The organism is Shewanella electrodiphila (assembly GCF_023283985.1).
Lineage (GTDB): Bacteria > Pseudomonadota > Gammaproteobacteria > Enterobacterales > Shewanellaceae > Shewanella > Shewanella electrodiphila.
Genome location: NZ_JAKIKU010000023.1, coordinates 1 through 9,264 on the forward strand (window position 1 = coordinate 1; position 9,264 = coordinate 9,264).

General features: G+C 40.1%; 11 protein-coding genes. 5 read left to right on the forward strand and 6 right to left on the reverse strand.

The window, feature by feature from the left end:
* Positions 1–215: 215 nt before the first annotated feature.
* From ccmE to ccmA, 5 genes are read right to left on the reverse strand one after another with little or no spacing between them, the layout of a single operon-like run.
* The gene (gene ccmE, locus L2737_RS21765; protein WP_248957081.1) at positions 216–713 is read right to left on the reverse strand and encodes a cytochrome c maturation protein CcmE; all 498 of its coding nucleotides are present in this window, start codon (positions 711–713) and stop codon (positions 216–218) included.
* A complete protein-coding gene (ccmD, locus tag L2737_RS21770; protein ID WP_102529608.1) occupies positions 713–910 on the reverse strand; it encodes a heme exporter protein CcmD in 198 nt (65 codons plus the stop codon). The genes ccmE and ccmD overlap by 1 nt, the downstream gene beginning before the upstream one ends.
* Positions 910–1,656, reverse strand: coding sequence for a heme ABC transporter permease (locus tag L2737_RS21775; protein ID WP_153916420.1), 747 nt, complete (start codon positions 1,654–1,656; stop codon positions 910–912). The genes ccmD and L2737_RS21775 overlap by 1 nt, the downstream gene beginning before the upstream one ends.
* Before the next feature lies 1 nt (position 1,657).
* The gene (gene ccmB / locus L2737_RS21780) at positions 1,658–2,344 is read right to left on the reverse strand and encodes a heme exporter protein CcmB (RefSeq protein ID WP_102529605.1); all 687 of its coding nucleotides are present in this window, start codon (positions 2,342–2,344) and stop codon (positions 1,658–1,660) included.
* 9 nt (positions 2,345–2,353) lie between these two features.
* Positions 2,354–3,004, reverse strand: coding sequence for a cytochrome c biogenesis heme-transporting ATPase CcmA (gene ccmA, locus L2737_RS21785; protein WP_102529604.1), 651 nt, complete (start codon positions 3,002–3,004; stop codon positions 2,354–2,356).
* A gap of 323 nt (positions 3,005–3,327) precedes the next feature.
* Here ccmA and L2737_RS21790 point away from each other — a divergent pair, with 323 nt between their 5' ends.
* On the forward strand, positions 3,328–3,621 hold the full coding sequence (locus tag L2737_RS21790; protein ID WP_102529603.1) for a c-type cytochrome: 294 nt from the start codon (positions 3,328–3,330) through the stop codon (positions 3,619–3,621).
* A gap of 60 nt (positions 3,622–3,681) precedes the next feature.
* Here L2737_RS21790 and ccmI read toward each other — a convergent pair whose 3' ends face one another.
* A complete protein-coding gene (gene ccmI / locus L2737_RS21795; protein ID WP_229372197.1) occupies positions 3,682–4,944 on the reverse strand; it encodes a c-type cytochrome biogenesis protein CcmI in 1,263 nt (420 codons plus the stop codon).
* A gap of 428 nt (positions 4,945–5,372) precedes the next feature.
* On the opposite strand from ccmI, the gene L2737_RS21800 reads away from it, so the two are divergent.
* Genes L2737_RS21800 through L2737_RS21815 form a run of 4 tightly spaced genes read left to right on the forward strand, consistent with a single transcriptional unit; the run spans position 5,373 to position 8,961 of the window.
* Positions 5,373–7,349 carry a heme lyase CcmF/NrfE family subunit gene (locus tag L2737_RS21800; RefSeq protein ID WP_102529601.1) on the forward strand — a complete coding sequence of 659 codons (1,977 nt, stop codon included), beginning with the start codon at positions 5,373–5,375 and terminating at the stop codon, positions 7,347–7,349.
* Between the two features lie 15 nt (positions 7,350–7,364).
* Positions 7,365–7,916 carry a DsbE family thiol:disulfide interchange protein gene (locus L2737_RS21805; RefSeq protein ID WP_102529600.1) on the forward strand — a complete coding sequence of 184 codons (552 nt, stop codon included), beginning with the start codon at positions 7,365–7,367 and terminating at the stop codon, positions 7,914–7,916.
* Between the two features lie 2 nt (positions 7,917–7,918).
* Positions 7,919–8,407 (forward strand): heme lyase NrfEFG subunit NrfF, encoded by a 489-nt coding sequence (nrfF, locus tag L2737_RS21810; RefSeq protein ID WP_102529599.1) that lies wholly within the window; start codon positions 7,919–7,921, stop codon positions 8,405–8,407.
* Entirely contained in the window at positions 8,407–8,961 is a 555-nt protein-coding gene (locus tag L2737_RS21815; RefSeq protein ID WP_102529598.1) for a TlpA family protein disulfide reductase, read from the forward strand. The genes nrfF and L2737_RS21815 overlap by 1 nt, the downstream gene beginning before the upstream one ends.
* Positions 8,962–9,264 lie beyond the last annotated feature (303 nt).

Here is a 9,264-nt window from a genome sequence, read left to right on the forward strand (position 1 = left end):
TCACTGGCTCACTGGCTCACTGGCTCACTGGCTCACTGGCTCACTGGCTCACTGGCTCACTGGCTCACTGGCTCACTGGCTCACTGGCTCACTGGCTCACTGGCTCACTGGTTTTACAATGATGTGATTGAAAAATGATTTGGAAATGCGGGCCGTTCAGTAGATAAAAAAAATGCCAATCGATTGATTGGCATTCTAGTATGAACGTATAAAACTTATTGGTATTTGTAACCTTCAGCTTGTTTCTGTTCAGAGTAATCTAATTTATCATGGGTTTGTCCCATGGCTTCAGCAACTTCTGGAGGCATGTAGTTTTCATCATGCTTCGCCAGTACTTCAGTCGCTTCGATAGTGTCAGGCTTTATTAATACGCCTTGAGCAACAATACCTTGTCCTTCACGGAATAAATCAGGCAGTAAGTCATCAAAAGTAACAGTAATTGCACCACCAAAAGCATCATGAATTTCAAATTCTACGTGCAAGCTTTCTGGATCTCTAACCATTGTTCCAACAGTTACCATTCCACCTACTCGAATACGCTGACCAATTTCAGGCTTTTCACCTGTGTCTTTTTTACCGTTTACAATTTCGTAAGGGGTAAAAAATAAGTTTAAGTTAGAGTTTAATGCATACAAAAGTAATGATGCGATACCTGCTACACCTGCAATTAATGCGACGGCAAGTGTGAGTCTTTTTTTACGTCTAGAGTTCACTATCTACTACTCCTAGTTTCTTTAAGGCGGTCTTCTCGTTCCATCTTTTTAGATATCTCGAGTAAGACGGATCTTTTTTGGCGAAGGCTTAAGAATAATAAGATTCCTAAGCTTCCGAAGGTAACACCGTATGACAACCATACATAAAATGCATAACCGCCCATATTTAAAAATTCTGACAATGATTCGAACTGGATCATTTAGATGCCTCCGCTTTTGCTAATTCTCTAACCCAAGGGCGCATGCCATTTCTTGCTAAAATTTCTGCTTTATAACGCACCAAAGTGATTGCACCAATCATTAAGCCAAAACCGAATATGTTGATAAGTAGCGGTGCTAACATTTCCATTGGCATAGCTGATTTTTCTGTGATTTTGATGGTGGCTGGTTGGTGTAAGCTACTCCACCAATCAACTGAGTATTTAATTATTGGAATATTAATAACACCAACGATGGCTAATATGCCTGCTGCACGAGCTGCAAGCACTTTATCTTCAAATGATGCATAAAGAGAAATCACACCTAGGTATAAGAATAATAGCACTAGTTCTGATGTTAAGCGTGCATCCCAAACCCACCATGTGCCCCACATAGGTTTACCCCATGCAGCACCAGTTAACAGTGCTATAAAGGTAATAACGGCGCCAATAGGTGCAATTGATGCAGCTACCCAGTCAGCAGTTTTAATCTGCCAAACAATGCCGACAAATGATGCTGATGCCATAGCCATGTATGCGGCCATTGACATAGAAGCCGAAGGTACATGGATATAAATGATTCGGAAACTTTCACCTTGCTGGTAATCCATTGGGGCGAATAACATTCCCCAGATGGTTCCAACACTTATAAATAAGATGGCAGAAAATGCGAACCAAGGTAAAAGCGTTGATGCTAATTTGTATGCACGCTCTGGATCAGCGTATGAATGAAGCCATTTCCACATATCAGTTTGTACTCACTCGTAATGAAGCACCAATTGCAAATGGTGCCATAATTAATGATCCGACCAACATGGCGCCAATAATGGCAAGTTGTCCGGTATAAGGTAAATTTAAACCAGCAGCATCAATAGCGCTGGTAGCAAAAATTAGTACGGGTATATACAGTGGTAAAATTAATAAGCTAAGTAATACTCCACCCTTGCGTAACCCAACAGTTAACGCCACACCAATTGCACCAAGTAACGATAAGACGGGCGTGCCCACAGTTAGCGTTAATATGAGTGCAGTATAGCTATTACTTTCTAAATGTAACAAGACTGCTAATAAAGGTGCTACTAATATCAATGGTACACCAGTTAAAATCCAGTGAGCCAATACTTTCGATAATACCAATATTGGTAAAGGCTGTGGGCTTAGTAGCATCTGCTCTAAGCTACCATCATTAAAATCTGCTTTAAATAATCGCTCTAGTGACAACATGGATGCCAATAATGCAGCAACCCATATGATACCTGGTGCAACGCGCGACAGAACCTGTGGTTCAGGTCCAATTCCTAAAGGAAATAGTGTCACGACTAAGACAAAGAATAAAAGTGGATTAAAAATATCCCCACGATGCCTAATCGCAATTTTTAAATCACGCTGCAACAATGTCAGAAATGCTTGGGTGTAACTGATGCCTCTTTTCATTGTTGTACCTTATACGAAGCGATAGTCTAGTTTGATCTTACGAAGCACTTCATCAGTGATGAGACTCATATCTTGGTGTGTTGTCATAATAACGCAACCACCACTTTGAGTGTGCTTAATAAACAATTGTTCCAACTCTTCTACACCTTTTTTATCAATTGCTGTAAATGGTTCATCAAGGATCCAGATTCGACAATTGGTGTGCCAGAGACGGGCCAGGGCTGTTCTTCTGTGTTGGCCTGCTGATAAATGTCCAGCGAGAGCCTCTTCGAAGCCACCTAAGTTAACTTTGGCGAGCAAATCATAACTATCAAAATCATTATATCCACTTAACCTTAAATTGAAGTTAAGGTTTTCATTTGCTGTTAACTCGCTTTTAACACCAGCGAGGTGTCCAAGATAAAGTAAATCTTCATTAAACTCGTCACGACATTGATTGATATCGGTATCAATATACTGAATCTCGCCCGCATAAGGTCGAGATAAGCCAGCAATTATGCGCAACAGGCTGGTTTTACCAGCACCATTAGGGCCTTCAATTTGGACAATATCACCTGCATTAATTTCGAAGCTTAATTGATCAAACAGAATACGGTCTTCACGAATGCACGTCAGTTCATTTGCCCTGACTAAAACTTGCTGCTGATTGTTGTCTGTCACTGAGCCCTCTTTTTACGTGTTGAGGATGAATACAAAATCAATATTATCATAAACACAATTAAGGGTTTAGCATTCAACCCATCTATGTGCTAGGTATTTGAAGTGGTTCCAATAAAATACATCTAATGTGAACTTTTTCATGATTCTCTAATATATTACTCAATACAGTTCTATTGTCTTAATTTGAGTATGAAGGTGAGATTCTTATCACAAAAAGGTGAGTTTTATTGAAGTTTGTAGTAATCTGATGACGATTTAATAAGTCTACCTGCTTTGAAAGGTGGCATTGAGCTTTGAATTTATTTGCATTAGGAACGATGAACATGAAAAAATTATTAGCAATGACTGCAGTTGCTGCATTGACTTTGTCTACAAACGTTTTCGCTCAAGATGGCGAAGCAGTTTACAACAAAGCGTGTCAAGTATGTCACAGCATGGGAGTTGCTGGTGCACCAAAAGCGCACGATGCTGCTGCATGGGAGCCTCGTTTAGCAGCGGGTATGGACACACTAATTTCTACAATTAAAACTGGTAAAGGCGCTATGCCTCCAGGTGGTATGTGTACTGATTGTACTGATGAAGATTACCAAAAAGCGATTGAGTTCATGTCTAAGTAATTTTAGATACTCATAAAAAAACCGGCTACTAGCCGGTTTTTTAATGTCTATAAAAACTGTTTATTGAACAACAGTATCAAGCATTAGTTTAGCTTCTTCACCGACTGCAACAGATGCAACAACACCTTTCAAGTCTCCAGTTTGCGCTTTCACACTACCGTGCTTAGATAACACTGCGATAATTTCAACATTTTGGGCACTGCTAAGTTTAACGTCACCACCCATTGAAGTTGAGTCATCTAATGTCACTGTAACAGGAAGGCTGTTAGCACTGATTTTAGTTGCAGCTAAAGGTACTTTAGGTCCTTGCGTTGAACGTGCAAAGATAAATACCATATCAGTAGAGCTAACTTGATCAGCTAATTCTGGTGAAATCGCAATTTCAACATCAACGGTTTTAGCTGTTGTTGCAGCTTGCGTCATTGGGTTGTGGTTGCTGTCATTTGGCATTTCGCCTGTTTCAGCTTGAATACGCATGTTAGCAGATTCGATTGCATTCATTACTGCTGTGCGATCAATGTCACTGCGGCCACTATCTAAAATAGTTTGCCATGCGTTGATTGCTGCTTGGTAATCAGCGGTAAAGAATGAGTCCATACCAACAAGTAGTAATGTTGATGGGTCTTGTGCGTCTAATGCCAGTGACTGATCAACCAATGCCTGAATTTGAGGATTCATTTCTTGGCCATTCTTGTAATACATTGCCGTTGCTTTAGGCCCAAGTAATTCTGCTGCAGTACCGACTAATTCCATCACTTTATCAAATGAAGCAATTGCTTGATCAAATTGATTAGCTGAAATATAAGCATGACCTAAGCTAAACCAAGCTTGGCTGTTTTCAGGATCTGCTTGTACTTGCTGCTCCATCATCTGTACGCGTTGAGCCATAATTTGCTCGCTGCTCATGCCTTGATGTGGGCTAGCCTCTGCTTGTGGAGGGTTAGCAAGCTCTTCGTAAGCACCTAATGATTGATAGAGGTACGCTGAAATAGCTAGAATACAAACGGTCATAAATGATGGCCATAAGATCCCTTTAGCTTGAATTTTCGTATCAAGAGAGTCATCGCCATCTTGCTTCATATCTTGCAATAAGCCGATTTCAAGCTCTTTCTTTAGTGCGTCAAACTCAGTTTGATCTAATAAGCCATCTTCTAGTTCTTTTTCTAGAATAGCTGCACGTTCGTTAAATAGTTCAAGGTTTGTTTGCTTACGTACGCCTGATTCTTCAGCAGCTAACATTTTTTGCTGACGAAAATGTGGGACCCAAATCAGCATTAAACTGATTACGACGACAAGAGCAATAAATATCCAAAATGTGGTCATTGTTTCAATATTCACTTTTAGGTTGCTGAAAAAACAGAGCGGATTAGCCGCCTGACTTGAAGTTAGATTATACGTAAAGATGATTCATTGAACAGTAATATACGATATAACCGAACCAGAATCGTCATAGTTGGGCACTGGTTCACAGATTAATCACCTATAAAAAAAACAAACGAAACTTAAATGAACTTTTTATGTCCTATGTTCAACAGTTGATAACTGGGTGTTTTTACTCTCTATTTTTTTGAGAATGAGACAAGTCACCCAGTTTTGCACGAAAGTGGCAGACATAAACAACAGCAACTACTAAAATATAAGCAAATTCGTATTAGCTAATGTTAATATCACTGTTTTAAAGCATTATGATAGATATGCGTTGTTTAGCCTTTATATGGCTTGAACAACTTTTTTAAAATTGAGGAATACCCATGATCCCTGAACTTGGACACTTCTCGCTCATTATTGGTTTGGCTTTCGCCATTCTATTGATGACCGTGCCGTTATTTGGTGCAGCCCGTAAAGACCAGTATCTCGTAAGATATGCTTGGCCTATTTGTTACGGTATGTTCTTTTTTATCACTCTTTCTGTCATCACCCTAGGCTATAGCTTTGCTGTTGATGACTTCTCTGTGGCTTATGTCGCAAATCACTCCAACTCACAACTACCAATTTTCTTTAAAATTGCAGCTGTATGGGGTGGCCACGAAGGTTCATTACTTTTCTGGGTATTCTCTCTAACGGTTTGGGCAGCTGCGGTTGCAACCTTTAGTAAAGGTATGGAAGAAGTGTTCATTGCACGCGTACTCGCAGTACTTGCAATGGTCATTGTTGGGTTCTCATTATTCATGATCCTGACTTCAAGTCCTTTCGAGCGTATTTTCCCAATTCCTATGGAAGGTCGTGACTTAAACCCAATGTTGCAAGACGTAGGGCTTATTTTCCATCCTCCAATGCTATATCTAGGTTATGTCGGTTTTGCGGTTAGTTTCGCATTTGCTATTGCAGCGCTTATGAGTGGCCGTTTAGATTCAGCTTGGGCAAGATGGTCTCGTCCTTGGACATTAGCTGCTTGGGTGTTCCTAACGGGTGGTATTTCTCTAGGTTCTTGGTGGGCATACTACGAGCTAGGTTGGGGCGGATGGTGGTTCTGGGATCCAGTTGAAAATGCATCATTCATGCCTTGGTTAATTGGTACCGCACTTGTCCATTCATTAATCGTGACTGAAAAGCGTGGTGCATTCCGTAACTGGACAGTATTGCTATCTATCTTTGCTTTCTCATTAAGCTTGTTAGGTACATTTATCGTGCGTTCAGGTGTACTAACATCAGTTCATTCATTCGCAGCAGATCCTAGCCGTGGTATGTTCATTCTACTATTGCTTGGTTTAGCTATCGGTGGCTCCTTAACCTTGTTCGCACTACGAGCAAGTGAAATGAGTAGCCCTGCACGATTTGAATTAAAATCTAAAGAAACATTCTTATTAGTCTGTAATGTTCTACTAACTGTGGCAGCTGGTACCGTTTTACTTGGTACGCTATACCCACTGCTAATTGATGCATTAGGTATGGGTAAGATTTCTGTAGGACCTCCATATTTTAACTCTGTATTCGTACCAATCGTATTAGTACTATTTGGCTTTATGGGTATTGGTCCAATTATTCGCTGGAAGAAATCTAAAGCGGGTGAATTGAAACGTCAGTTACTTATCCCTGCAATTGTTGCAGCAGTAGTTGGTTTAGCAACGCCTTTCATTGCTGGCAACGAATTAAACCTTTGGGTTGTATTTGGTATCGGTATGGCAACTTGGGTTTCACTTGCAACATTCAGAGCGGCTTATAACCTGCTTACAGACGTAAATGGTAAATTTACTCTGAATAAGATTGGTCGTAGTGAAACGGGTATGCTAATTGCGCACATGGGTATTGCAGTTTCAATCGTTGGTGCGACTATGGTGTCAAACTACTCGATTGAGAAAAGCGTACGTATGGGCCCAGGTATCAGCGAAGAGTTAGCTGGTTATACCTTTAACTACATTGAAACTAAAAATGTTGTCGGTCCAAACTACACTGCCCAGCAAGGTCAGATAGAAGTTTATCAAGATGACAAGTTTGTCACATTATTAAGACCAGATCGTCGTCAATATAATGTACGTACAATGGACATGACTGAAGCTGGTATTGATTGGGGCTTATTCCGTGACCTTTATGTCACTATGGGTGACCCATTAAGTATGACTCAGTTTGCAGTACGTCTTAATTACAAGCCGTTTGTTCGTTGGATTTGGATTGGTTCTATCTTCATGATGGTCGGTGGTTTCTTAGCTGCATCAGATAAACGCTACCGCGTGAAAGAAACTAAAACCGCGAAAGATGACACTAAAGAAGCGAAATTAGCGACTGCTTAATTTATTGGAGAAAATATGAAAAAGTTGGTGCTGTTTATACCATTGGTATTGTTTTTGGGGATGGGAGTTTTTCTATATCAGGGGTTATTCTTAAATCCGCAAAAGCTCGATTCAGCACTAGAAGGAAAGCCGGTTCCGGCTTTCCAACTTGAACGTCTCGAAACACCGGGTGAAATGCTAACGCAGGAAAATCTTAAAGGCGAAGTGTCACTTATTAATGTATGGGCAACTTGGTGCCCAGCTTGTAAGTATGAACATCCGTATTTAATGATGTTAGCGCGTCAAAACATTTTACCGATTTACGGTGTTAACTATCGTGATGAGCGTGCTCCAGCAATTAGAGAGTTAAGCCGTGAAGGTGATCCTTATACGCTTAATATTTTTGATAAAGATGGACGCTTAGGTTTAGACCTAGGGGTTTATGGAGCACCAGAAAGTTTTATTGTTGATCATAACGGCATTATTCGTTTCCGCTATGCAGGTCCTATTGACAGGAATGTATGGAGCGAAACGCTTTATCCAATGATCCAAGAGTTGCAAGCTGAAGCGAAACAAGACGGAGTTTAAGAATGAAGACATTTAAAATACTTGTTGGCTTCATGGCAAGTTTAGTTTTGGCTTTCAATGTCATGGCAACACCAGTTGATACATATGAATTTAAGTCAGCTGATAACCAAAAACGTGCATTAAGTTTGGCGCATGAATTACGTTGCCCACAATGTCAAAATCAAAATTTAATTGATTCTAACTCACCAGTTGCCCAAGATTTACGTCTTGAGGTTTACACAATGGTAGATGATGGCAAGAGTAATGATGAAATTGTCGATTTTATGACAAGCCGCTATGGTGACTTTGTTCTTTATAAGCCAAGACTTGATCCTAAAACTTACATTCTGTGGCTTGGTCCATTTGTTCTAATGTTGATTGCACTATATGTAGCACTCGTTGTAGTTCGTAAGCAACGTGGTAAATCAACTGCTGCACCAGAAATGACTGATGCTGATCGTAATGAGTTAGAAGCTTTGTTGAAAAATAAACAAAGTCTGGATGATAAGTAATGAATATCATGATCAAAGCGATCATGCTCAGTGCATTAGCAGTGACTATCACTGTTAATGCTTATCCTGGAATGGAAAAGCAACAGCAGCATGTAAGCAATTCTACACTGGACAAAATAAATGTCCTTGAGAATCCTTTTCCAATTGCACACATTGGATTCAATGATGCAGAAGGTAAAGAAGTCGACTTTGAAGAACATAAAGGAAAAGTCGTTATTGTGAATATGTGGGCCACATGGTGCCCACCTTGTGTAAGAGAACTACCAGCTTTGGATCGTTTAGAGCAAACGTTGAGTAAAGATGACTTTGTATTGATGCCAATTTCGATAGATGCAGAAGGCAAGAAGCAAGTCAGCCCTTTTTTAGAGTCAATTGGCTTACCTTCGTTTAACTCTTACTATGATGCAAAACAGAATCTACGTGAAGTATTCCCATTAGATACAATTCCAGCTACCTTTATCTTGAATAAAGAAGGTGAATTGGTGGCATATGTTCGTACATATGTAGATTGGGATGATGAAAATGCGATAGAGTTCTTGCAGCAATTCCAATAATAGCGCTAATTATATTGAGTTAGAGCAAGCTAAATAGGCCTAAGACAGTATAAATTGATTAAAAAAGATCGCTTTTGATGAAAAACTCATCAAGCGATCTTTTTTTTGTGTTTTTATTACCAAAAGCCCTTGCGGTGTTTCAGAATCTCCCTATAATGCGCATCCACTGACACGGCAGAGCGCAATAGCGCGACACTGAGTCAGGTTGATTTGAGATGGTTTTAACCGCTTCAAATTAACGGCAAAAAGAAGTTTGAAAAAACACTTGACGCCAACGAGGGAAAGCGTAGAATACGCATCCCT

Bases quoted from the DNA above. Each gene is read 5' to 3' on its own strand.
- L2737_RS21805 (WP_102529600.1), top strand. From the start codon at position 7,365: ATGAAAAAGTTGGTGCTGTTTATACCATTGGTATTGTTTTTGGGGATG.
- L2737_RS21800 (WP_102529601.1), top strand. From the start codon at position 5,373: ATGATCCCTGAACTTGGACACTTCTCGCTCATTATTGGTTTGGCTTTC.
- ccmB (WP_102529605.1), bottom strand. From the start codon at position 2,344: ATGAAAAGAGGCATCAGTTACACCCAAGCATTTCTGACATTGTTGCAG.
- L2737_RS21815 (WP_102529598.1), top strand. From the start codon at position 8,407: ATGAATATCATGATCAAAGCGATCATGCTCAGTGCATTAGCAGTGACT.
- ccmI (WP_229372197.1), bottom strand. From the start codon at position 4,944: ATGACCACATTTTGGATATTTATTGCTCTTGTCGTCGTAATCAGTTTA.
- L2737_RS21775 (WP_153916420.1), bottom strand. From the start codon at position 1,656: ATGTGGAAATGGCTTCATTCATACGCTGATCCAGAGCGTGCATACAAA.
- nrfF (WP_102529599.1), top strand. From the start codon at position 7,919: ATGAAGACATTTAAAATACTTGTTGGCTTCATGGCAAGTTTAGTTTTG.
- L2737_RS21790 (WP_102529603.1), top strand. From the start codon at position 3,328: ATGAAAAAATTATTAGCAATGACTGCAGTTGCTGCATTGACTTTGTCT.